General features: G+C 66.2%; 27 protein-coding genes and 4 tRNA genes. 14 read left to right on the forward strand and 17 right to left on the reverse strand.

What is annotated here, in order from left to right; genetic code table 11:
• Positions 1-5: 5 nt before the first annotated feature.
• The 8 genes from DI276_RS06650 to DI276_RS06685 form a co-directional block, all read right to left on the reverse strand.
• A tRNA-Trp gene (locus DI276_RS06650) sits at positions 6-78 on the reverse strand.
• A 170-nt stretch (positions 79-248) separates the two neighbouring features.
• Positions 249-668, reverse strand: a complete 420-nt coding sequence (locus DI276_RS06655; protein ID WP_112262379.1) for a MaoC/PaaZ C-terminal domain-containing protein — start codon at positions 666-668, stop codon at positions 249-251.
• Positions 665-1,114, reverse strand: coding sequence for a MaoC family dehydratase N-terminal domain-containing protein (locus DI276_RS06660; protein WP_112262380.1), 450 nt, complete (start codon positions 1,112-1,114; stop codon positions 665-667). The genes DI276_RS06655 and DI276_RS06660 overlap by 4 nt, the downstream gene beginning before the upstream one ends.
• A gap of 71 nt (positions 1,115-1,185) precedes the next feature.
• Complete coding sequence (rpmG, locus tag DI276_RS06665; protein WP_015105301.1) at positions 1,186-1,350, reverse strand: 50S ribosomal protein L33; 165 nt, start codon at positions 1,348-1,350, stop codon at positions 1,186-1,188.
• 169 nt (positions 1,351-1,519) lie between these two features.
• Positions 1,520-1,592: transfer RNA gene (locus DI276_RS06670), tRNA-Met, on the reverse strand.
• 44 nt (positions 1,593-1,636) lie between these two features.
• Positions 1,637-1,712: transfer RNA gene (locus tag DI276_RS06675), tRNA-Thr, on the reverse strand.
• A gap of 74 nt (positions 1,713-1,786) precedes the next feature.
• On the reverse strand, positions 1,787-4,393 hold the full coding sequence (locus DI276_RS06680) for a putative bifunctional diguanylate cyclase/phosphodiesterase (protein ID WP_112262381.1): 2,607 nt from the start codon (positions 4,391-4,393) through the stop codon (positions 1,787-1,789).
• Between the two features lie 159 nt (positions 4,394-4,552).
• Entirely contained in the window at positions 4,553-5,305 is a 753-nt protein-coding gene (locus DI276_RS06685) for a PhzF family phenazine biosynthesis protein (protein WP_112262382.1), read from the reverse strand.
• 285 nt (positions 5,306-5,590) lie between these two features.
• Here DI276_RS06685 and DI276_RS06690 point away from each other — a divergent pair, with 285 nt between their 5' ends.
• Positions 5,591-5,800 (forward strand): hypothetical protein, encoded by a 210-nt coding sequence (locus DI276_RS06690; RefSeq protein ID WP_232836494.1) that lies wholly within the window; start codon positions 5,591-5,593, stop codon positions 5,798-5,800.
• Between the two features lie 117 nt (positions 5,801-5,917).
• On the opposite strand, the gene DI276_RS06695 is transcribed toward DI276_RS06690, so the two are convergent.
• The 3 genes from DI276_RS06695 to DI276_RS06705 all read right to left on the reverse strand — a co-directional run bounded on the left by DI276_RS06695 (position 5,918) and on the right by DI276_RS06705 (position 7,977).
• Positions 5,918-6,343, reverse strand: a complete 426-nt coding sequence (locus DI276_RS06695; protein WP_112262384.1) for a carboxymuconolactone decarboxylase family protein — start codon at positions 6,341-6,343, stop codon at positions 5,918-5,920.
• An 84-nt stretch (positions 6,344-6,427) separates the two neighbouring features.
• On the reverse strand, positions 6,428-7,162 hold the full coding sequence (locus DI276_RS06700; protein WP_112262385.1) for an SDR family NAD(P)-dependent oxidoreductase: 735 nt from the start codon (positions 7,160-7,162) through the stop codon (positions 6,428-6,430).
• On the reverse strand, positions 7,159-7,977 hold the full coding sequence (locus tag DI276_RS06705; RefSeq protein WP_232836495.1) for an NAD(P)-dependent oxidoreductase: 819 nt from the start codon (positions 7,975-7,977) through the stop codon (positions 7,159-7,161). Before DI276_RS06705 ends, DI276_RS06700 begins: the two co-directional genes overlap by 4 nt.
• 83 nt (positions 7,978-8,060) lie before the next feature.
• On the opposite strand from DI276_RS06705, the gene DI276_RS06710 reads away from it, so the two are divergent.
• Positions 8,061-8,414 (forward strand): winged helix-turn-helix transcriptional regulator, encoded by a 354-nt coding sequence (locus DI276_RS06710; protein WP_198680488.1) that lies wholly within the window; start codon positions 8,061-8,063, stop codon positions 8,412-8,414.
• On the opposite strand, the gene DI276_RS06715 is transcribed toward DI276_RS06710, so the two are convergent.
• The 5 genes from DI276_RS06715 to DI276_RS06730 form a co-directional block, all read right to left on the reverse strand.
• A complete protein-coding gene (locus tag DI276_RS06715; RefSeq protein WP_112262386.1) occupies positions 8,404-8,832 on the reverse strand; it encodes a hypothetical protein in 429 nt (142 codons plus the stop codon). The two genes, DI276_RS06710 and DI276_RS06715, sit on opposite strands and share 11 nt — an antisense overlap.
• Positions 8,804-9,481, reverse strand: coding sequence for a protein phosphatase 2C domain-containing protein (locus tag DI276_RS06720; RefSeq protein WP_112262387.1), 678 nt, complete (start codon positions 9,479-9,481; stop codon positions 8,804-8,806). The genes DI276_RS06715 and DI276_RS06720 overlap by 29 nt, the downstream gene beginning before the upstream one ends.
• Before the next feature lie 933 nt (positions 9,482-10,414).
• Positions 10,415-11,086 carry a hypothetical protein gene (locus DI276_RS49760; protein ID WP_157984553.1) on the reverse strand — a complete coding sequence of 224 codons (672 nt, stop codon included), beginning with the start codon at positions 11,084-11,086 and terminating at the stop codon, positions 10,415-10,417.
• Positions 11,083-11,745: an HAD family hydrolase gene (locus tag DI276_RS06725; protein ID WP_157984554.1), complete on the reverse strand. Its 663-nt coding sequence runs from the start codon at positions 11,743-11,745 to the stop codon at positions 11,083-11,085. Before DI276_RS06725 ends, DI276_RS49760 begins: the two co-directional genes overlap by 4 nt.
• Positions 11,738-12,610 (reverse strand): GntR family transcriptional regulator, encoded by an 873-nt coding sequence (locus tag DI276_RS06730; protein ID WP_112262424.1) that lies wholly within the window; start codon positions 12,608-12,610, stop codon positions 11,738-11,740. The genes DI276_RS06725 and DI276_RS06730 overlap by 8 nt, the downstream gene beginning before the upstream one ends.
• Before the next feature lie 139 nt (positions 12,611-12,749).
• Between DI276_RS06730 and DI276_RS06735 the strand changes: the two genes are divergently transcribed.
• From DI276_RS06735 to DI276_RS06785, 11 genes are all read left to right on the forward strand, one after another.
• Positions 12,750-12,995, forward strand: coding sequence for a hypothetical protein (locus DI276_RS06735; protein WP_112262389.1), 246 nt, complete (start codon positions 12,750-12,752; stop codon positions 12,993-12,995).
• On the forward strand, positions 12,995-13,309 hold the full coding sequence (locus tag DI276_RS06740; protein ID WP_112262390.1) for a hypothetical protein: 315 nt from the start codon (positions 12,995-12,997) through the stop codon (positions 13,307-13,309). The genes DI276_RS06735 and DI276_RS06740 overlap by 1 nt, the downstream gene beginning before the upstream one ends.
• A gap of 144 nt (positions 13,310-13,453) precedes the next feature.
• Entirely contained in the window at positions 13,454-13,642 is a 189-nt protein-coding gene (locus DI276_RS06745; RefSeq protein ID WP_112262391.1) for a hypothetical protein, read from the forward strand.
• Positions 13,639-13,962 carry a hypothetical protein gene (locus tag DI276_RS06750; RefSeq protein WP_112262392.1) on the forward strand — a complete coding sequence of 108 codons (324 nt, stop codon included), beginning with the start codon at positions 13,639-13,641 and terminating at the stop codon, positions 13,960-13,962. The genes DI276_RS06745 and DI276_RS06750 overlap by 4 nt, the downstream gene beginning before the upstream one ends.
• Positions 13,959-14,759: a DUF2637 domain-containing protein gene (locus DI276_RS06755; RefSeq protein WP_112262393.1), complete on the forward strand. Its 801-nt coding sequence runs from the start codon at positions 13,959-13,961 to the stop codon at positions 14,757-14,759. The genes DI276_RS06750 and DI276_RS06755 overlap by 4 nt, the downstream gene beginning before the upstream one ends.
• Positions 14,756-16,939, forward strand: a complete 2,184-nt coding sequence (locus DI276_RS06760; RefSeq protein WP_112262394.1) for a cell division protein FtsK — start codon at positions 14,756-14,758, stop codon at positions 16,937-16,939. Before DI276_RS06755 ends, DI276_RS06760 begins: the two co-directional genes overlap by 4 nt.
• 286 nt (positions 16,940-17,225) lie before the next feature.
• Positions 17,226-17,765, forward strand: a complete 540-nt coding sequence (locus tag DI276_RS06765; protein WP_112262395.1) for a hypothetical protein — start codon at positions 17,226-17,228, stop codon at positions 17,763-17,765.
• Entirely contained in the window at positions 17,762-18,682 is a 921-nt protein-coding gene (locus DI276_RS06770; protein ID WP_112262396.1) for a DNA cytosine methyltransferase, read from the forward strand. Before DI276_RS06765 ends, DI276_RS06770 begins: the two co-directional genes overlap by 4 nt.
• A gap of 293 nt (positions 18,683-18,975) precedes the next feature.
• Entirely contained in the window at positions 18,976-19,818 is an 843-nt protein-coding gene (locus DI276_RS06775; RefSeq protein WP_232836496.1) for a DUF3631 domain-containing protein, read from the forward strand.
• A complete protein-coding gene (locus DI276_RS06780) occupies positions 19,815-19,994 on the forward strand; it encodes a helix-turn-helix transcriptional regulator (RefSeq protein ID WP_112262398.1) in 180 nt (59 codons plus the stop codon). Before DI276_RS06775 ends, DI276_RS06780 begins: the two co-directional genes overlap by 4 nt.
• A 17-nt stretch (positions 19,995-20,011) precedes the next feature.
• Positions 20,012-21,430 carry a tyrosine-type recombinase/integrase gene (locus DI276_RS06785; RefSeq protein WP_232836497.1) on the forward strand — a complete coding sequence of 473 codons (1,419 nt, stop codon included), beginning with the start codon at positions 20,012-20,014 and terminating at the stop codon, positions 21,428-21,430.
• 86 nt (positions 21,431-21,516) lie between these two features.
• On the opposite strand, the gene DI276_RS06790 is transcribed toward DI276_RS06785, so the two are convergent.
• Positions 21,517-21,597, reverse strand: a tRNA-Tyr gene (locus DI276_RS06790).
• Between the two features lie 119 nt (positions 21,598-21,716).
• On the opposite strand from DI276_RS06790, the gene DI276_RS06795 reads away from it, so the two are divergent.
• Complete coding sequence (locus DI276_RS06795) at positions 21,717-22,208, forward strand: YajQ family cyclic di-GMP-binding protein (RefSeq protein WP_030473523.1); 492 nt, start codon at positions 21,717-21,719, stop codon at positions 22,206-22,208.
• Positions 22,209-22,296: the final 88 nt, after the last annotated feature.

A 22,296-nucleotide genomic window follows, 5' to 3' on the forward strand; every position in this document is an offset into this window, starting at 1 on the left:
GACAGCAGGGGCGACAGGACTTGAACCTGCAACCTGCGGTTTTGGAGACCGCTGCTCTGCCAGTTGAGCTACACCCCTTCGGGATCCACGAGAGACCCCCTGGCACAAGATTGGAAGTGTACGGGAGCCTGCCCGGACCACTCCAACCAGACCGCCCAAGCATCTGCCGAGCGGCCTGTCGCACAGCCTACCCACACGAATGCCGAGAAGACGAATCAGGGTCGGGCAACCGTGGCCGATCACATGTGTCAGGAAACACGTACGCGAGCAAATGCGCCGGTCAGGACCGACTTGCCCGCGAAACTCGCGTTGATGTTGACCTTCACAGTTCCGTCTTCGAAGTCCTTCGTGACCTTCGCGGTCACGTCGACCAGCGCGCCCTCGTCGTCGTTGGGCACCACGACCGGGCGGCCGAACCGGCAGCCGTACTCGACGATCGCGCCGGGGTCGCCGATCCACTCCGCGACGATCCGCGAGGCCACCGCCATCGTCAGCATGCCGTGCGCGATGACGTCCGGCAGGCCGACGTCCTTCGCGGTCTTCTCGTTCCAGTGGATCGGGTTGAAGTCCAGCGAGGCGCCCGCGTAGCGCACCAGGTCGTCGCGCTTGAGGCGCACGGACAACGCCGGCAGCTCGGTGCCGACTTCAGTGACAACCTTCGGGGTCACGCGTCTTCTCCCCTCACGACGAGCATCGACCTGGCGGTGGTGACGGGCTCGCCCTCGACCGTGCCGATCTCGGTCCGCACGGTCACCATGTCGTTGCCCATGCGGGACGTGATTGCGTCGATGTGCGCCACGCAGACGAGCTGGTCGCCCGCGGTGATGGGGCGGTGGTGGGTGAAGCTCTGGTCGCCGTGCACGACGCGGCTGTAGTCGAGCTCCAGCTCCGGGTCGAACATGACCGTCTCGTTGGTCTTCATCGACACCACGATCGCGAACGTGGGCGGCGCGATGACATCCCTGTGCCCCAACGCCTTCGCGGCTTCGGCGTCGCGGTAGGCCGGGCTGGTGGCGCCGATGGCGTCGGCGAACTCGCGGATCTTCTCGCGGCTCACGTCGTAGGGCTGCGACGGCGGATAGCTGCGTCCGGTGAAAGCGGGGTCGAGAGGCACCCGAAGAGCCTATATGCGACGAGGCCCGCCCCAGCCGCGGGACGGGCCTCGTGCGAAATCTGACTACGCGCTCAGCGGGTTTCCTTGTGCGCGCGGTGCGTCTTGCAGTTCGGGCAGAACTTCTTGATCTCCAGGCGGTCCGGGTCGTTGCGCCGGTTCTTCCTGGTGATGTAGTTCCGGTGCTTGCACTCCTCGCACGCGAGGGTGATCTTCGGGCGTACGTCGGTTGCAGCCACGGTCCTTGCCTTCCTGAGAGCACATGAACCCCCGTGGAACCCAGTCCGGGCTTACCGTCTGGCGAGGGCGGGCAACGTCGCTGCCCAGGGGTGTGGGGGCTTGGCCCCCAAAATCATGGCGGAGTGAGGAAGGTCGGCGCAGTCCGCCGACACACCTCACCCACTCACGTAGCGGTGGCCGGACTTGAACCGGCGACACAGCGATTATGAGCCGCTTGCTCTACCAACTGAGCTACACCGCTTTAACACAACTACAAGCCGCAGCGCTCAGCACTGCGGCCAGTAGTGGAGCCCCTTTACGGAATCGAACCGTAGACCTTCTCCTTACCATGGAGACGCTCTGCCGACTGAGCTAAAGGGGCTTGCTCTTTCGTTCTTGCCGAGCGAGGAGAACTCTACAACACCCGTCCACCAAGAACGAAATCCGGGGGGTGCCTCAGTGCACCAAGGTGAGCACCGTCTCATCGCGAGCACCCCTGACCTGCACCGTTCGGGCGCGCAGCCACGCCTCGAACCGGTCCTCGGACAGCGGGCGCGAGATCAGGTAGCCCTGGGCCACGTCGCAGCCCATGCCCACGAGTTGATCGCGAGCGGCGTCGTCCTCCACGCCCTCGGCCACCACGACGAGACCGAGCGAGTGCCCGAGCTCCACGATCGACCGGACCACGGCCATGTCGCCGAGATCCGTGCCCATCCCGAGCACGAACGACTTGTCGATCTTCACCTCGTCCACCGGCAGCTGCCGCAGGTACGCCAGTGACGAGTAGCCGGTGCCGAAGTCGTCGACCGCCAGCACGACACCGATCGCGTGCAGGCGCCGCAGCACCGGCAGAGCGCGTTCCGGATCGGCCATGACGCCCGACTCGGTGAGCTCGAAGGTGAGCAGACCGGGATCCACGTCGTGGCGGTCGAGAGCCGCAGCCACGCGGTTCGGGAAGTCCTCGTCGCCCAGCGTCCGCACGGACAGGTTCACCGCGATGGACATCCGCAGGCCGCGGTCGAGCCAGCGGCGCACGCGTTCCAGCGCACGGTCCATCACGAAGTCCGTCAGCACGTCCACGAGACCGGTGGCCTCGACGGCCGGCACGAACTCGTCCGGGTCGACGCGGCCGAACTCCGGATGCGTCCAGCGCACCAACGCTTCCGCGCCCACGACCTGACGCGAGGGCAACGCGACCTTCGGCTGGTAGTGCACCGAGATCTGGCCGGTCTCGACGGCCTGGCGGAACTGCGTCACGAGCTGGAAGCGGCGCAGGAAGATCTGGCCCATCGAAGGCGCGTAGGCCTTGACCGGTGTGCCCTCCGACGTCGCGCGCACGGCGACGTCCGCCCGCTGCAGCAACGCGTCGGGGTCCGGGTCCTCGGTCTCGGAGTCCGCCTTGGACGCGTAACCGACGACCGCGGAGGCCTCGACGGTGAGCCGGTCGACGGGGTACGGCACGGAAAGTCCGGTGCGCAGCCGTTCCGCGATTTCGTGGGCGGAAGCGGCGCGCGTGTCGTCGAGGTACGCGGCGAACGCGCCGCCCTCCAACCGCGCCAGCGGCACGTCGGCACCGAGTGCGTCGCGCAACCGGCGTCCGGCGGCGACGACCATGCGGTTGCCCCAGGCCTGCCCCAGCGCGTCGGACACCGTCGACAGGATGTCGAGGTCGATCCGCAGCACCACGCCCTTCTGGGAGTCGCGCAACGGCTCCGCGCACGCCTCGCGGAAGCCCGGCCGGTTCAACAGGCCGGTCAGCGGGTCGTGGTAGGCGTCGTGCCGCAGCCGCGCCAACAGCCTGCGGTTGTCGACCGCCGTCGCGAGGTGCGAGGCCAACGTGCGCAGCAGCTGGATGTCCGCCTTGCCGAAACCACGCCAGCGCGACAGCCGGTCGTGCGCCTCGACCGCGCCGAGCAGCTGGGTCGCGCCGCGCAACGGGACCACCAGAGCTTCCTGCGCGTCACGGCGCAGCAGGGCCTCGGTGACGTCCTCGGTCGCGTCGGCCACGCGGTAGTAGCGGACGTGCGTGCCGGGCAGCTGCAGGACCGGGTCCTCGCGCACGGCCCGCGGATCGGTCGCCGCCATCTCGTCCGGCAGCGGTTCGCCGGCGACCAGGGTGATCATGGCTTCCTGCGGGTCGGTGCGCAGGCGCAGCACGACGCGGTTGGCGTTGAGCTGCTCGCGGATGCGCTCCGCGATGAGCTGCCACTCGTCCTCTTCGACGCCCGTAGTCAGGTCGTCGTCGGGCTGGCGCGGACCGGTGCCGTGCTGTCCCGACCTCGCGACCCGGAGGCTGACCTCGCTCAACGCCTCGAGGTCGCGCTGTTCCCGCAGCAGTCCCGAGTAGGCGAGGTAGGTGGCCACGATGCCCGCGAGCACCAGGACGATCAGGACACCGCCCCACTCGGTGGTGGAGACGATCTGGAAGCCGACGAGGCCGGCCGAGGTGTTCAACAGCGCCACGACGAGCGTCTGCAGCACGAGACGAACGCTGTTGCCGACGCGCATCGACTTGCCCATGAGCCGCAACGCGCAGAGGCCCAGCACGCTCGCGAGCAGCGGCACGGTGATCGTGCCGACGAACGCACCCGCCCAGAACGGCCCGCCCTCGCCCATCATCTTCTTCACGGCTTCCGCGGCGGCGAACGCCACGGAGATCTCCATGAACATGAGGCCCGCGTTGTAGACGGCGCGATCGAGGATCCGCCTGCCGAGCAGCGTGCCCACGCCGGCGACCACGTGCGCGGCGAGCACGACCTCGAACGGCGCCACCAGAAGTCCCAGCACCAGCGGGATCTCGGTGAAGGAGATCGTCCACGCGACGCCGCTGCGGACGTCGACGTTGATGGCGAGCTGCTCTGCCAGCAGGAAGCCGACGACGAGCAGGGGGCCGATCCAGAAGAGGGAGGTGTTCTCCTTCTCCGGCAGCCAGGCCGCGACCATGCCCGCGCAGACGACGCCGGCCACCAGGAGGGTGACGGCGAACGCGCTGAACGCGCGGTTGGTCGACTTGGCCGACCAGGCGGCCGAGTCCGACACGGGGGCCGACGCTCGGTCGGACATCCAGCCTCCTCGTCGGCCTGGGGTGGGGGGACCTCTAGGCGTGACTGAGGGGTCCCGCACTTGGCGATCAGGACCCCTCCAGGGGCACCAATGTACCCCGCTCGGGGGACGAAATGGCAGGTCGAGCACCCCGTGTGACGTCGATTCACCCAGACGTGATTACACGTCCAGGTGCCCTCGGAGCACTGTCACGGCTTGCCCCGAGAGCAGTACGCGATCTTGGTCGAGGGCCAGCCTGAGGGACCCCCCGCGCGGCGACGCCTGCTCCGCCAGCAGGTCAGCGCGCTGAAGCCGAGGCACCCAATAGGACGCCAGCGTGCAGTGGGCCGAACCGGTGACGGAGTCCTCGGGGACGCCGTAGGCCGGATAAAAACAGCGACTCACGATGTCCGCCTCGCCGTCGCCGACGGCCGTGACAATTACTCCGCGTGACGAGATCTGTGTCAGTCCTTGGACATCAGGTCGCAAGGAACGGACTTCCGCCGCGCTTTCCAACTCGATCAGGTAGTCGAAGCGCCCACGCGAGACGGACTTGATCGTCGCATGTGGCAGCGCTGCTACTAGTCCGATTGGCGGGTCAATCAACTCTGGTGGGTCCGCCGGGAAGTCCATCCGGATCCATCCATCGTCGTTCACGCATGTGAGGACCCCACTACGCGTGGTGAACTTCTGCTCTCCGCCCAGCACGTGCGCGGCCGCGAGTGTGGCGTGCCCGCACAGGTCGACCTCGTGCGCCGGGGTGAACCAGCGGAGGTGGTTGTCGGGGGTGACGAACGCCGTCTCGGCGTGCTTCATCTCGGCTGCGACGTCCTGCATCCAGGCGTCGTCCCGAGGTTCCGTCAGGAGCACAACGCCGGCCGGGTTGCCCGCGAAGGGCTTGTCGGTGAACGAATCCACTACATAGATCTCCACCCCTCGGACCCTGCCACGCTCAGGTGGGGCCGTGGCCGCCACTTTCTCCGACCGCGAAACAGGTCGGACTCGCTGTCGCTGCCGAGCCACGAGACGCAGCTCGCTCGGCGTGTCTTCGTGACCCGAACGGCCTAGCGCGGCATGCTTGCCTCGTTCGCACAAGTGAAGAAGCCAAACGAACCCGTACTTGTGGAACGAATCCAGCCTCTATTTCGACAAAGGGGTAGCGGATTCGGACACCACACCTGGGGGGTCGAGATGGAACTCAGCGGAAGAGCAAGGTCGATGCTGCGGGCGGTCGCCGCAGGCCGTGCCGAGGTCACCGGCGGCACGGAGCCCGAGCTGTACGTCGACGGGCTGCCCTGCTGCGACCAGATGGCGACGCACGACCTCGTGCACGCGGGACTGCTGCGCCCCACGCAGCCAACGAGCTTCGGCCACCGGGTCTGCGCGGAGCTGACCGACGACGGCCGGGCGGCACTCGCCGCGAGTTGATCGGCGTGTTGATCGCCCAATGATCGAACATTTGTTCGACATGGGGTATGCTGCGCGCTGAGGCCGGCACGCAAGAGAGAGGAAGCTCTTGCGCGCCGGCTTCAACCTTCTGCGGCCTCAGGCCACCTTCTGCTGCGTGGCCACGTTGAGCCGGTTCCACACGTTGATCGCGGAGATCGCGATCGTGAGCCCGCCGAGCTGCTTCTCGTTCCAGTGCTTCGCAGCCTCGTTCCAGACGTCGTCGCTCACGTGCACGTGCGTCATCTCCTCGGCGAGCGCGAACGCCGCCTTCTCCGCGTCCGTGTAGTACGGCACGTCCCGCCAGCCGGCCACGGAGTAGATCCGCTCGTCCGTCTCGTCCGCCTTGCGCAGCAGCTTGCTGTGGTAGTCGATGCAGACCCCGCAGCTGTTGATGATGCTGACGCGCAGGTAGACCAGTTCCAGGAAGTTCTTGTCCAGCCCGGTCTTCTCCGCTGCCTCGGACAACCCCAGCAGCGCCTGCATCGCACCGGGCACCGACATCATCGGGTTGGCGATCCTCATCTTCGTTCTCCCTGTTCTCTCATCGTCTTCTGCCCTGTTGACCCGGCGGGCGACGGATGTGTGACAGGTCGTCCGAAGTTTTTCTCAGGCGCTGATCCCCTGGCCGAGACCGCCGTCGACGGCCAGCTCCGCGCCGGTCGTGAAGGTGGCCTCGAAGGCCAGGAAGAGCACGGCGTGCGCCACCTCGTTCATCGTGCCGTGCCGCTTGAGGGGCGTGATCCGGTCGCCTTCCTCCTTGAACTGCTGCAGGACCTCTTGGGGCACACCGGTCACGCCCATCGACGGAGTGTCGATGAAGCCGGGGCTGACGACGTTGACCCGGACGTTGCGCGGCGCCAGTTCCGCGGCGAGGTTTCGCGCGAACGCCCGGACCGCCGCCTTGGCGCCCGCGTACACGCTGAGGCCGGGCGTACCGGTTTGCACGGCGACGCTGGTGGTGAAGACGATCGAGCCGCCTTCCTTGATCAGCGGCGCCAGGTGCTGAGCGGTGAAGAACGCGCCCTTGGTGTTCACGTCGAACGTGCGGTCGTAGTCGGCCTCGGTGGTCTCGTCGAACGGCGTGAGGGTGGAGAAGCCGACGTTGACGAAGAGCAGGTCGATGTCGTGGAGTCGTTGGGCGACTTCGGTTTTGAGCTTGGCGATGTCGTTGAGGTCGGCCGCGTCCGACGCGATGGCGTGGGCCTTGATCCCCTCGGCCTTCTCGATCGTGCGGCCGGTGAGGACGACCTCGGCGCCTTCCGCGACCAGCTTGTCGACGACCGCGCGGCCCATTCCGTGCGTGCCGCCCGTGACGACGGCCTTCTTCCCCAGGTACTTCACCGGATCACCTCGATGACGCTCGCGATGCTGTGCGCGCCGTGGCCGTTGGCCTGGGCGCGCTGGAACAGGTCGTGCAGTGCTTGCGGGACCGTGGTGTCGATGCCCTGTTGCCTGCTGGCTTCGGCGAGCATCCGCAGGCCGGCGACGTTGATGTCCAATGCGGACACGTCGGTCTCGTAGTTCTTGTGCTGCGTCTCCTCGCCCATCTCGGGCAGGAGCGTGCCCATCTCGTTCAGGAAGTCCACGGCCGCCGGCGTGAACTGCTGCGGCGTGACGCCTGCGGTGCCCAGCAACGCGACCGCCTGGAGGTAGCCGCCGAACGCGGACCACATGATGCCGAGCAGAGCCAGGTCGTACAGCGCGGCCATGCCGGGGTCGTCCCCCACGTGAACCGGCTCGCCGAACGCTTGCAGGACGTGGTGTTCCTGCTGGCCGCTGTACAGGATGCGGGCTTGCTTCGTGCCGATCTGCTGCGGCACAGCCATGATCACGCCGTCGACGTACTCGACGCCGTTGGCCTTCGCCCACTCCGCGGTGGCGCGGGCTTCTTCCGGCGTGCCGGACGTCAGGTTGACCAGCGTCTTGATTTCGTTCGTCAGCAACGGTTCCTGAACGTCGTATGTGGACAGACAGGTGACGACGACGTCGCTCTTGAACGCTTCTTCCGGTGTCGCGGCTCGTTTGGTGTTCGGTGGAGCGGGCTTGTCCGACCGGTTCCACACGGTCACGTCGTAGCCCGCGTCGACCAGTGCTGATGCGAGCGCGCTGCCCATCCGGCCGAGGCCGAGCACGCTCACGGTCTTGTTGATCCCCATGCCCGCAATGCTCGTTCGGCCACTGTCGCGACGACAAGTACCTACTATTTTGTCAGGTACCCACCTTTTGGTAAGGATCCAGCATGCTGCCTCGGAAGTACTCCTGCGGACTGGACGCGGCCATCGACGTGATCGGCGGCCGGTGGAAGGCGCTGATCCTGTGGGCGCTGCACCACGGCCCGATGCGCACCGGCGAGCTGCGCCGGTCCGTGTCAGGCATCAGCGAGAAGATGCTCATCCAGGTGCTGCGCGAGATGGAAGCCGACGAGATCGTGCACCGCGAGGTGTTCCACGAGGTGCCGCCGCGCGTCGAGTACTCGTTGACCCCGCTGGGAGCTCGCTTGAACGACGCCCTGGGACCGTTGGGCGACTGGGGCGAGGAGAACATGCGGACGATCGCGCGCCGCCGCGGCGTCGAACCCGCGCCTAGGCATTGAGCAGGCCGTCCGCGACCTCGTTCCAGCTGGGCGCTTCGGCCTTCCCGGTCTGTCGTTGCGCCAGCCCCTGCTCGTCCAGCCAGCGCAGCAAGGCCCGGCCGTCCGCAAGGACACCATGGCCGTCCCAGTCACCCCACGCGAGCGTGATCCCGTGGTGCAGGAGCACCACGGCGACACGCTCCCGCCGCTCGTCGAGGAGCTCGAACCGGACATCACCCATGCAGGCGCACGCCAGGCCGGCCAGCGACCGCACCGCCATCACCTCACGCAGGCGATCACGCTCGCCCGGCCGCGTCAGGTCCACGACGAGCTCGCGCCGCCGGACAGCGCGGACCTCGACGAGCCGCACGTGGCAGGTGTCGCGCAGAACCGAGTCCAGTGCGGAAGGCTCAGCGGTCGAGATACACGACCGTCGCATCGTCGGAAACCTTCTCGCGCGGCCAATCAACGGCCTTGGCGTCTTCCTTTTCGACCGCCCGCATTTTGCGGATCAGGTCGTCCGGCCCGTTCGACGCCATCAGTTCGAGCGCCTTCGGCCAATCGAAGAGATTGAACAGATCCACGGCCCGCGCAGCGCCATCGGAGAGGATCGCGACGCGCTTGACGTCCTGCAACGGGATTTCCCCGGTGAGCGCGTGTTCGACGTCGGCGGGATCCGCACCGGCCGTGCGGTTGGTGCTCGTGTCGCTCACGACGTGCAACTCGCGCTTGGTGTCGACCACGACCGTGGCGTCGCCGAGCACCAGGTACCGCAGCACGTCGTCCTTGATCTGGACGAGCCCCACGGCCGCACTGGGGCTGTCCGGGTGATCCAGATCGCAGCCGCCGTCGTGCAGCTCGCGGGTCTGCTTGATGGCCTCTGCCAGCGCCGGAGCAGGCTCGAGGTGCGCGAACCGCAACAGTTCCGCAGCCAGCTGGTCGGCGAACCAACCAACGCTGTGCGCGCAGCCGTTCTCCGGTTTCGCCGTCACACCGTCGAGCACGGCGAGCAGGTTCGGCCCGACGAGCGCGCGGTCCTCGCTCGGCGCGGTCGATCTACCCGCCTCGGTCGCCATCTGCGTGCGCACAGCGTCCCCCTGGTGTCAGCCCTGCGATACGACGATGGGCCTCTGACCAGCTTGGTCAGAGGCCCATCGGTTGTGCGTGGCGGGTAGAGGATTCGAACCTCTGTAGCTTTCGCGACGGATTTACAGACCGGCGCCCGCCTGCCCACTGACCTGGGCTTTTGGATCATAGCAATCGGGCTTTGACGTGCCCTTGGCGCACAGTTCGTTCGGCGAGCCAACATGCCGGGTGACGGTTGCACCGCGGACACGGGCCTTCTCACGTGACGTTTGACCTGCGGGTTCACGACTTTTGCCGGCTGCTTCCGTCACCTTCCCCGGCAGAGACTTCCGAGGGCAGGTCCGTGACGATTGCGACCTGGTCGCTTACGTCACCTCATGATGCAAACCCGTTGCACCGCAACCATCCCAACACACCAGTGGCGCCGTTCACGCCCGTCTACGGCCATCTCAGAGCCCCGCCTGAAACGCGCTCCGCCAACACGTTCACCTCAACCGCGCCCGGTTCCCCAAGAACCCCTGTGACGCCTGGGACGAGCTGGTGCGTCGACTCGCTCGGTGAGTGCCGCGCTCAACACCCATTGCTGCAACCACATCCCGTGGTCTCCGTGCTTGACGGAGAACGACACGTAGCCGGGCTGCTGCCTGTACCTCCAAGGTCAGTAACCTCAGTAACCTCGGTAACCCTGCTGGTCAACCGGTTACCTTTGATCATGGTGGTCACCGATCGCGCTAATACCTAGCAACTACGCTTCGGTAACTGGCGAGCCCATCAGTAACCGTCTGAACTGCTCGGTTACCGAAGTTACCGAGGTTACCGACGCCAGAAGCGCTGACCGGCAGCGATGAACCAGTCTGCACCCGTAGTTGAGCCCCACAAGGAGCAGGCCATCCCCGACCATTTGTCAAAGACAAGTTTAGACGCTCGCCCGGTAGCTAGCCTTTTTGTACGAGCAAAGCCACGATCACACCCAGCAGAGCTACTATTACGCCAAAAAGTGCGATAACCACCGTCTGCCTGTGACGGTTGCCGAGCACTACCTCCTTGCGCGCCTCATCGAGGCTCATCGGCTTAACTAGCGCATAATTACCAGAACGCGCACTCTTAGCCACAAGGATTAGCATTCCCGAAATCAGAACCACAGGAACCAGAAGCCACCAATTCCATCCGCTCCGCTGAATCGAGGCCCAGGCCGAGAGGGCTAGAACGGCAGCGAAACCCGTCACCAGAAGCAAAAGGAATGTGAGGTTCTTTCTTTCGTGAGGCACTAGCCAATTGAACCTTCGAGAGCGAGCCCACTCGTTGTAGATTACTTCGCACATCTCAGGCGGACCCGCCACGTAGCACTGGTCTGCCTGAAGGCTAATCTGAGCAGCACCAGCTTTAACTACGATGCTCGTGAGCTCTACATCCGAGAGGCTTTTTACATCCTCAGGATCATCAAACACGCCGCCCAGGAACTCAAATATGACTTCATTGGAACCATGGGCGACAAGAAGCTCCCGAAGAGCCCTCAAGTCATCGATAGTCACTAGAACTCGGCCGAGGTACTTAACCGCACGGGGTGAGGTAAGGGTCTTTCCGCGCCTGGTGATTGCCATCGTCACATCAACTCCGCCATGCTGCTGATCACGGTAACAGCGCCCGCTTTCTCCAGTTCCAGCCGTCTATCAGGCCACTCAGAGTAGCCAATAGGATGCACGCCCGCCCGCAGACACGCCTCTATGTCTGTAACTGTGTCTCCAACAAGTAGCGATACCCCCGGCTTAACCTTGAGCGAATCGGCAGCACGAATTAGAGCGTCCGGGTTGGGCTTCATGCGATCTGGCTCAGCAAATGGGCGGCCCGCCACGAAATCGACGAAGGCGCTCAGGCCGTTGCGATCGAGATACTTCTCAATAGCCGACGCCGAGTTGTTGCTCACGATCGCGACGGACTGAGCACGACGGCGGGCAGCCTCAATTGCCGCATGCGCGTAGGGCGCGGGTTTAGCAGAGTCGACCGCAATCATCTCAGCGGAGCACAAGACCTTGTCAGCAAGCGCAACCAGGTTCGGATGCGCCCGGCCGGTCCAACGAAGCACCTCCATAGGATCAGTCTCAGCGGCAACGACTAGCGGAAGGCCACCAACTTCAGACCGGAGCGCCTCAAGCATCTCCACTGCCACATCCGGAGCAGGGTAACCTGCAAATACACTGCAAACCGGGCCGTCAAAGTCGAAAAAGACGGCGTCGACCGACCGTAGCAGGTTTGGAACGCTAGTCACGGGCATACTCCTTTGAGACCGTTCCCCAAAGGGAGTCGAACCACGTCCGCGCTTGGATTACATACTCAGACGCGGTGGAGGTATCGTCGTCCTCGCTGATGGAGTACTGAAACAGGGTCGCATCTTTCCCCATCGGGTCGAAGATGGGAACAGCTTCACCGTTGATGGTGACATCGTGCTGAACAACCGGGTAGAACCCAAAGAAGGCTTCCTCATTGTTCAGGATGTACAGCTTGAATAGCGGCGCAGCGCCGTGCACACGCACTTCAGCCGTAGCCGACTTGACCAATCCAAGGTCCGCGAGTTCCTCGACGTCATCCACGATGCTTTCAATCGCACGCCTCGTAATCCTGGCCTGGCGCTTCCGAACGGCGGGATCGTCAGCCCCAGTGTCTGCGCGACACGGCAGCGCCATCGGAACAGTCATGTCCGAGACCATGATCCGCACCCTGATCGACTCAGGCGTAAGGCGACCAGCCCGCACTTTGTCGAGCACTTCAGACAGCGTGTTTCGCAGCGTCTCAGCGCCGAACCCCGCGAAGTCAATAGCGACGTGCGCACGCTCGAACGCCGCTTCGACGTGAGGCCGAAGGCCAACCGGCCGTTCCGTCTGCGCGCGGACGAACGTCCCGCTCCCCTGCCTGCTGATGATCAAGCGCTCGTTCGTCAGCACTCGGAGCGCCGCTTTCACGGTCTCGCGCGCCACGCCGTAGCGGGTCGCTAGCTCAGGCTGGGAGGGAAGCTTGTCCCCCGGCTGGAGCTTCCGCGTGAGGATCGCAGCGCGCAGCAGGTTCGCGATCTGCTGCGACTCCGTGCGCGGATCGTCCGGATCTAGGTCCGCCAGATGCTGCAACGCGTCGGTCATGCCGCACAGCGTACATGTCCTGACTAGCCAAGACAGCCTTTCTTCACCCAACCGCTTGACATGACTAGCCATGTCCGCCAAGCTCATCTCCATCACGCCACCTGACTAGCCAGGTGAGCCAAGCTGAAGGAGAGGGCAGATGCTCAACCCCAACGACCTCAGGGAGTTCAGCCCGGACGGGCTGGACGAAGCGTCGATCGACGCTCTGATCAGGGACGTTGCCGACGAGCTGGCGGAGCTGCCGCCCGCCACTTCGGCGCTGCTGGACGGCACCGCTCGGACCCGCCGGGACCGCCGCGAGATCGAGCGGACGCTGGGCGACACGGTTCGTGTGCTGCTCGTCCATCGCTACGTGTCCGACGCGGCCGGGACGGAGGCAGCGTGATGGAGATCCGACAGATCCCGATGGTGGCGCTCCGCCCCGGAGACATCGTTGCTGGCCACGCAGGCGGCTGGTGGGTCGTCACCACCGTGACCCGCACCGGCGACGAAGTCAGCTGCGAAGCCAGGAACTTCAACACCGGCGAGCCCGGTCGCCTCAACGGGTACTTCGAGCAGCCCCGCGACTGCGCAGTCGAGGCCGACGCACCCAAGCGGTGCGCCCACCAGCGCCTCGGTTCGGTCCAGATCGGCTGGATCAACGGCGCGTTCGTCAAGTCCGCCCGCTGCCTCGACTGCGGCGCTGACCTGAGCGAGTAGCTACGCCCCGAACCTGCGCACTCCCGCCAAGAAGATGACGCAGGTCCGGGTCTCCCACACCCATCTCTGAGCTGGAGACCTCAAATGTCCCACAGGACTCGTACGTTCCAACCGCCGACCGATACCCGCCGGACGCTGCGGCAGATGACCGTTCCGGCCGCGATCGCCTACACCCTCATCTTCGTTCTGACCCTGCTCGCCCGCGTCGTGGGCATGGTCGCGGCGCTCGTCGCCGACGTGACCGAGCGCCTCGCCGACGCCGGGCAGACGGCGTGCGCCGTTGCCCGTGGCCCCGTGCTCGTCACCACCGACCCGGCCGGGGGCGCGGCATGAACGCCTCGCAGTACACCCCTTGGATCGTTGCGATCGGCGTGCTGTCCCTGCTGATCATCTGGCTGTTCGTTCGTGGCGCACGGCGCCGTGCCGAGAAGGCCACGCGGGTTGTCACGCGGATGGGCGGCAACTTCGGCCGTGCGCTGGTCACCACTGTGGTGATCGGCGGCGTTCAGTGGCTCGTCCTGGCGCACACCACGGACCTCCGCACGTGGGCTGCCGTGCTCGGCTTCCCAGCGCTGTTCGCCGCAGCGCAGTTGGTGCGGATGTTCGCCAGTACTCACGAGGTCGCCGCGAAGTCGAAGGGTGGTCACCGATGACCGAGCACATCAACAGTGCCGTGGCCACGCTCCCGGCCCCGGCGGACACCGTGCGGCGCGACGAGGCGCCACCGGCCGACCTGCAAGAGCGCGCACGGCAGGCGTTCCGCGACAGCGTGACGACCGGTGAACCGCTGAGCGGTAAGGCGCTCGGTGAGCTGTTCGAGCGCGGGGAGCGGTGGGGCCGTGACCGCATCGCTGAGGCCAGGAAGGACACCGACACGGTGCCAACGACACGTCCCCGACCAGCGCCCAAGAGCAAGCCCAAGGTGACGGAACCAGCCGGCAAAACTGGTGAAGTCGCAGGTCAAACGTCACGCAAGACGGCTGTTTCCGCGGCGCAATCGTCACCCGAGCACGCGTCGCCGCAGGTCGCGCCCGGTGGTCGGCTGGTGTCGTGGGTGGGGTTCGTGTTCGGCAGCATCATGTCTGTCGCGGCGAACGTGCTGCACACGTGGCTCCCGGCCGCCGACATGGGACCGGGCTGGACGCCGGGCATCGCGTCCCAGGTGGGTGCGGCGGTGTGGCCGATCGGCCTGTTGCTGTCGGTCGAGGTGCTGTCCCGCGTGCAGTGGCAGACCGGCTTCTGGTGGAGCCTCGCCCGCTACGGCGGTGCCGGAACGGTCGCGTTCGGGTCCGCCGTCATCTCCTACGGCCACCTGCGGGACGTCCTGCTGGCATGGGGCTACGGCGCCTTGGCAGCGCACGTTGGCCCGCTGGTGCTGGACGGCCTGATGGTCATCTCCGGTTTCGCGCTGCTCGCCATGAGCACGCACAAGAAGGGAGCGGCGGCGTGACCGCGACGACGGCACCCGGCGGCACGCCGGACGAGCGGGACGCGACGGTACTGCCGTTTCCCACCACTGCCCGCACCGACGAGACGGCAGCGCCCGGCACGGCAGTGGAACCGGTCGGCCTGGTCATCGACGGCGAACTCGTCGACGAGGACGGCAACGGCAACGTTCCGGCACTGCGGCAGCGCGCCGGAGAGCTGATGCCGCAGGGACGGCAAGTTGCGGCAGCGGCAGCACTGACTACGGCGCGGGCGGCATACAAGGTGTGGCGCGGCCACGGCACGTGGTTCGCCCGGCTGTGGCAGGCGGCAACGTTCGCCTACTACAGCGAGCGGATCAATGCCGCCCGCGCTGCCGGTGACGTCCTGGCGCTTGCCGAGTGGCAGGACCGGTTGAAGGACGCGAAGGCCACGCGGCGGCAGCGGGTCATGGGTGCTCCGCGCGCCATCCTCGCGGGTGTCACTGCCGCGTTGCTGGTCGTGGTGATCCTGGCGGCACTGCTGTTCCTCATCGGCGTGACGGTGTGGTTGTGGGACGGCGGCTGGACGTGGGACGAGTGGTGGAGCTTCGTTGCCAGTACCGGCAACGTGCTCGGCATCGCGTTCATGGTGGCGTTGCAGGCGTCGGTATTCGCGGTGCCGCTGGTGTGGCTGGTCGCGGCATACCGTGCCGGTGCCAATGCCGCGACGCTGCCGGGGTGGGCGATGACGGCGGCACAGCGGCAGGACGTTGGCACCGTGGTGACGCCCGGCGGCATCGGGCAGGCGCTCGCGCACCTTGCGATCCCGGCACTGAACCGCGCTATCAAGGAGGGGTGGACGGTGGAGTTCGCCACGCCTCCAGTGCGGGTGAATGGCAAGGGCTACCAGGCCATGTTCTCGCTGCCGCTCGGTGTCACGCCGGACATGATCAGCGACAAGCGGGACGTGCTGGCGCGTAACCTGCATCGCGACCCGATGGAGGTCTGGCCCAACGCGGCAGAGCGTGCCGGGTTCGTCGACCTGTGGGTCGCGGACCCCGGCTCGTCAACCAAGCCCGCGCCGGAGTGCCCGTTGCTCACCGCGTCCAAGGTGGACGTCTTCGATGGCGTGCCGCTCGGTGTCTCGCAGCGCGGTGACGTGATCGCCCCGGCGCTGGTGCAGGCGAACGTGGTCTACGGCGGCATGATGGGTCAGGGCAAGTCCAACGCTGCGCGGGTGACGATGCTCGGTGCCGCGCTGGACCCGTTGGCAGAGCTGTGGGTTTTCGTGTTCGCCGGGAATGGCGACTTCGACGCCTACCAGCCGCGCCTGGCGCGCTATGAGCGTGGCACTGACCCGAGCGTGGTCGAGACGGCTCTGGAATCGTTGCGGGAGCTGTACGAAGAGGTCGGCCGCCGTGAGGCGCGCCTGGCCGAACTCGGGGCCAAGAAGGTCACGCGTGGTCTGGCGGAGAAGCACACCGACCTGCGGCCGATCGTGGCGCTGTTCAGCGAGTGTCACGAGCTGTTCGGCAGCGCGGTGGGTGAGGAAGCGGCGGAGTTCGCAGTGCAGACGCTGCGCCGTGCCCGCAAGACCGGGATCGTCCTGATGTTCGACACCCAGTCCAGCCGGGCCGACGCGATCCCTCCGAAGATCGTGGAGCTGGTGCAGATCAACGTGTGCTTCGCGGTGAAGTCCTGGCGTAGCAACGATGGCTTCCTCGGTGACGGCAGCTTCCAGGCCGGTATCCGGGCGACCGAGCTGCGCGCTGGACGGGACCGGGGAACGGCGCTGATCACGGGTGCCACCTCCGAGCGGTTCGAGATCCTTAAGTGGTTCTACGTTCCGGTCAACGACGAGACCGGCTGGGATGCGGCCACCGAGGTGATCGAGCGGGCCATGTCCACAGTGCACCCGGCCGTGACCACGGGCAGCCCCAAGCGCCCGGAAGTTGAGACGGTGCAACGGGATCTGCTCGAAGACCTGGCGGATGTGCTGGGCAACGACACGGTGAACGTCGCCGACGTGCCCGCGCTGCTGGCGAAGCACGCGCCGGACTGGGCGCCTTACCGCAAGCTCAACGGCAAGCAGCTCCGCGCGATCCTCGCGACCGAGCACGGCGTGAAGGTGCCCTCCACGGGCAACCGCTACCCCGTCGACCCGGTCACGATCCGTGAGGCTCTGGCCAAACGAGCCACGGCCGACCTGGACGACGAGGACTAAGCCGTGAGGCAGACGAGTTAGGCCGGGGCAACACCCGGCAGGCCCGCGAAACGCCGCTCTGACAGGGCCACTCGACCCCGGCCTAACTCGCCTCACCTGCTAACTCTTCCCAGCTCAACATCATGATCAGCCCGGTCTCACCCTCCGGTTAGGAACCTAACCCGATCCACCGGACCTAACCCGGCTCGATCACCCCTCCGCAGCTACCGGCCGACCAGCCGCCGCGCTGGTCGCCTTCCCTCCGCACGCCCATGTGCGACTACAGAACGTGACAGGAGACAGGTCAATGACCACCGACCGTCGCCCGCACTGCGACCCGCACGCCGTCCGTCTCTGGGCCGTCCCGCTGCTCACCCGCGCCAACGCCGCCGGGCCGATTCCCCCGGCAGGTAGCCGCACGTGGTGCGCGCTCGACAACACCGACCCGCGCAAGGCCGCCGCCGTCGTGCTTGCCGCGATCACCAGGTTGCAGGAGAACACCCCGGCCGCGATCAGCGCCCGGCTCGCCGCACAGCTCGACGAGATCGAGCGCATCTGCAAGGAACGTGCCCGCAGCGCCTCACACGACATGTCCGCCGCACAGGCCTGGGGCAGCGCCATCGGCCCGACCTACCGGGAACTGGCACGACGCCGTCTGCTCACCAGCACGCTCCCGTGTGGACACACCGGCTGCACGGCCGTGGTCGAGTTCGTGCACCCGCTGCCCGACGAGCTGGCCGCGCGTCTGCCCGACGTCTCGTCGGTGCGCTGCCCGCAGCACCTGCACCCCGCCGTGTCGGAGCCGTTGGCGTTCAACGCTTCCACGCCGCTGGCGGTGGCCGCATGAAGCGCCGACCGCGACTGCTCGACCTGTTCTGCTGTGGCGGTGGAGCTTCGGCCGGGTACCACGCCGCCGGGTTCGACGTGACCGGCGTGGACATCGAACCCCAGCCCTACTACCCGTTCCCGTTCATCCAGGCCGACGCGCTCACCGTGGACCTGTCCGGATACGACGTCATCGCCGCATCGCCGCCGTGCCAACGGTTCTGCAAGGCAACGCCCGCCGACCGCCGCGACGACCACCCCGACCTCGTCGACCCGATCCGGCAGCGTCTCCGTGACGCCGTCGCACGCGGCGACGCGTTCGCCTACGTCATCGAGAACGTGCCCGGCGCACCGCTCGAAGACCCCATCAAGATCTGCGGCGACTCGCTCCGTCTCGGAGTTCGCAGGCACCGGCTGTTCGAGTCCAACCTGGACCTCTACGGCACACCGTGCCACCACGACCGCAGCGCCCCATCCGTGCCCGTCTACGGCTCGTACAACCAGCGGCCGGGACGAAAGCCCCTCGACGGGGATACGTCACCACTCACCTTCACCACCGACGAAGCCCGTGAAGCGATGGGCATCGATTGGCTTCCCTGGCCCTACCTCACCCAAGCAATCCCGCCTCCATTCACCATGTGGCTCGGCGTTCAGCTTCTCGGCCACGCCCGTCACCGCGCGAAGGTCCGGAAGGTGACGGAACCAGCCGGCAAAACCCGCGAACTCGCAGGTCAAACGTCACTCGACATGGGGTTCTCCGCGGCGCTTCCGTCACCCGAGGGTGATGAATCCCCTGAGCTCAGGGCTTCCGTCACCACTCGCACCTGCCGTTGCGGCAACCAGCTCATCCGTCCAGACACCGGCCGTTGGCCGCGCCACTGCTCGCACGCCTGCCGACAAGCCGCCTACCGCGACCGCACCAAGAGGAGCGCAGCATGACCGCCGCACTGAGGGTCCTCCCGACTCCAGCCGTACTGCCTGGACACGAAGTGCTGGACCAGGTCCGTGACTTCGTGGCCCGGTTCTCCGCGTTCCCCTCGGAGCACTGCGCGCCGATGCTCGCGCTTTGGTACGCCCACACCTGGGTAGCTGATGCCTTCTACACCACGCCCCGGCTGATCCTGTCCTCTCCAGAACCGGGGTCCGGTAAGACGCGGGTGCTTGAGATCGCTCAACACCTCACCAGGGAAGCGGAGATGACGGCGGGCGGTTCCGCCGCCGCACTCGTCCGCATGGTCGCGGCCGGGCCGATCACCATCCTCATGGATGAGGTCGACGCCATCTTCGGTGTTGGCGGCACGGGCAACGAGGACGTGCGCCAGATGCTGAACCTCGGCTACAAGCGCACCGCCACCATCCCGAAGTCCAAAGGCGATCCGGCAACCGGATTCACGGTTGAGCGCCTTCCCATCTTCGCGCCCGCCGCGCTGGCCGGGTTGGCGGGAAGGATGCCGGACACCATCACCACCCGCGCGATCACCATTCATCTGCGTAGGCGTCGTCACGACGAGCGGGTGGAGTCCTACCGGGAGTCCAAGGTGACGCGGGCGGCCGAACCGATCCGCGATGCGTTGAGCACCTGGGCAATGAGCATCGGCGAACGGCTGGTGGAAGCAGAGCCCGAGATGCCGCCGGGTGTCGACGACCGCCCGGCCGAGATCTGGGAACCGTTGCTCGCGATTGCCGACGAGGCCGGTGGGCATTGGCCGCAAACGGCCCGAAAGGCGTGTTCGCACTTCGTTCACGAAGCAACCGCGAAGCCCGTTTCGGACGGGGTCCGGCTACTCGGTGACCTGCGGACATTGTTCCGTGCGCGCATGTCGGATCGTCTCAGCACGGCCGAGATCTTGTTGGCGCTGCACGAGATGGACGACTCGCCGTGGTTCGACTTTCACGGCAAGCCGCTCAACCCGCGCACGTTGTCCGCCGAACTCGGCACCTACGGCGTGAAGGTCAAGGCGTTCAAGCACAACGGGACGACCACAAAGGGCTACGTCATCGACGGCGAACACGGCCTCTCCGATGCCTGGTCCCGGTACCTGCGTGCAGACGGTGTGGATGGAGGTCAGCAATGAACGCGTTCCTGACGGTTGCTGAGTTCTGCGCGGAGTACAGGGTGCCCCGTTCCACGCTCTACGACTGGTTGGCAAAGGGCACGGCGCCGCGACACGGGAAGTTGCCGAACGGCCAGTTGAGGTTCAGGCGCTCGGACGTCGAAGAGTGGTACCGATCTTGTGAGGTAGCCGCCTGATGATCACATCAACGAAGGTGCGCATCTGGGAGATCGGCGCGCCCTACAAGGGCAAGCGCAAGACGAGCTACTACGTTCGCTGGACCGTCGAGGGTCAGCCGTTCAAAGAGACGCGCGGAACCAAAGCCCTGGCGAACAGCTTCCGTGCCAAGCTCGTCACCGCTGCCGCTGACGGTGTTCCGTTCGATGTGGAGTCCGGTCTACCCGTCACGTTGATACGCAAAGAGACCACATCCATGTCGTGGTTTGAACTGGCGTGTGCCTACGTCGACATGAAGTGGCCGGACGCTGCTCCGCGACACCGCCAGTCCATTGCAGACGCGCTGACGCCGATCACAGAAGCGATGCTCACGAGTTCGCGCGGCAGGCCGGTTCAGAAGGTGCTGCGTAAGGCTCTGCGGGTGTTGTTCAACTCGGTGGAGCGGGACGCGGTGCACCCGTGCGAGATCGCCGACGCGCTTACGTGGCTGTCACGGAACACACGGCCGATCTCCGATCTCACCAAGCCTGACGTGCTTCGCGCTGTGGTCAACGAGTTCGAGCGCAAGTTGAACGGGGAGAAGGCAGCGCCGGACACCATCCGCCTGCGTCGGGTGACGTTCGGCGGGGCGCTCGACTTCGCGGTGGAAAAGGACGCGCTCGCCGAGAACCCGTTGAAGCAAGTCAAGACGGCGAAGCGCAAGACGGTGTTCCATGAGGTTGACCGCCGCTCGGTCGCAAACCCTGTCCAGTTCCGCACCGTGCTCAACGAGGTTCCCGAGTGCGGGCGCATCGGCCGCAGGCTCAAGCTGTTCTTCCAGTTGCTCTACTTCGCTGGGCTCCGTCCTGAGGAGGCAACCAACCTCCGCCGGAACGACCTCGCGCTGCCTGAGCGGACGTGGAACGACGAGACCCACCAGTGGGAAGTCCACGAGTGGGGCGAGATCTACCTCGACAGCGCCGCGCCCGAGGTGGGCGCGGAGTGGACGGATAGCCGCACCAGGAACGAGGAACGCAGTCTCAAGCACCGTGAGGTGACCGAGGGCCGCACGGTGCCGCTGTCTCCCGAGGTGGTGCTGAGCGCCTGGGAGCACATCGACGAGTTCGGCATCGGCCCCGATGGGCTGCTGTTCGTCGGTGAGCGCGGCGGCCGACTGGCGAGTTCGACCTACTGCCGGGTGTGGGCGATGGCTCGCACCCGCGCGTTCACGCCTGAGGTGGCCGCTACGCCGCTCGCCAAGCGTCCGTATGACCTGCGCCACGCCTGCGTGTCGAACTGGCTCAACGCAGGCGTGGAGCCGCCGCGCGTGGCCAAGTGGGCAGGGCACAGCCTCGCGGTCCTGATGAGGGTCTACGCGAAGTGCATTGACGGTGGTGAAGAGCTAGCGCGACGTCTCGTCCAGGCGTCTCTAGGCTCGCCAAACTTTGGCGTGCCCTTGGCGCGAACCGCCGTATAGCGCCAGTTCGAGCCGTACAAAGCCGGACAGCACGACAAAGGCCCTGTGACCAGTTCTCGCTGGTCACAGGGCCTTCTGTGCTGTTGTGGCGGGTAGAGGATTCGAACCTCTGTAGCTTTCGCGACGGATTTACAGTCCGCTCCCATTGGCCGCTCGGGCAACCCGCCCCACACCGCCGTAACGGTGCGGGCAGAACAATACATAACCCCTTCGCCAGCACCCAAATCGGGGTACCCCAGTAGCATCGACGCAGGCTGTGACCCCGAGAACGTTGAGGAGTGAAGTCGTGGCGGACCCGTCGTTCGACGTGGTGAGCAAGGTGGACCGGCAGGAGGTCGACAACGCGCTCAACCAGGCGGCCAAGGAGCTGAGCACGCGCTTCGACTTCCGCGGGACCAACACCACCGTGGCCTGGGCCGGTGAGGAGGCGATCACCTTCACCTCCGAGACCGAGGAGCGCTGCAAGGCGGCGATCGACGTCTTCCAGGAGAAGCTGGTCAAGCGCAACATCTCGATGAAGGCGTTCGAGGTGGGCGAGCCCGCGGTGTCCGGAAAGGTGTTCAAGGTCACCGGAAACCTCGTGCAGGGCATCTCTTCCGAGAAGGCCAAGGAGATCGCCAAGAAGATCCGCGACGAGGCGCCCAAGGGCGTGCAGGCGCAGATCCAGGGTGACCAGTTGCGGGTCTCCGGCAAGAAGAAGGACCACCTGCAGGACGTCATCGCCCTGCTGAAGGGGTCCGACTTCGGGATCGCGCTGCAGTTCACGAACTACCGCTAGCTGTACCTGGCCAACACGTTGGTGACGGTGTGTCGGCTTGATCATGGGTGAGGCCTCCGGGTGCGGTGGTGATTGCGAAGTCAGTCAC

The organism is Lentzea terrae, from assembly GCF_003265345.1.
Lineage (GTDB): Bacteria > Actinomycetota > Actinomycetes > Mycobacteriales > Pseudonocardiaceae > Lentzea > Lentzea terrae.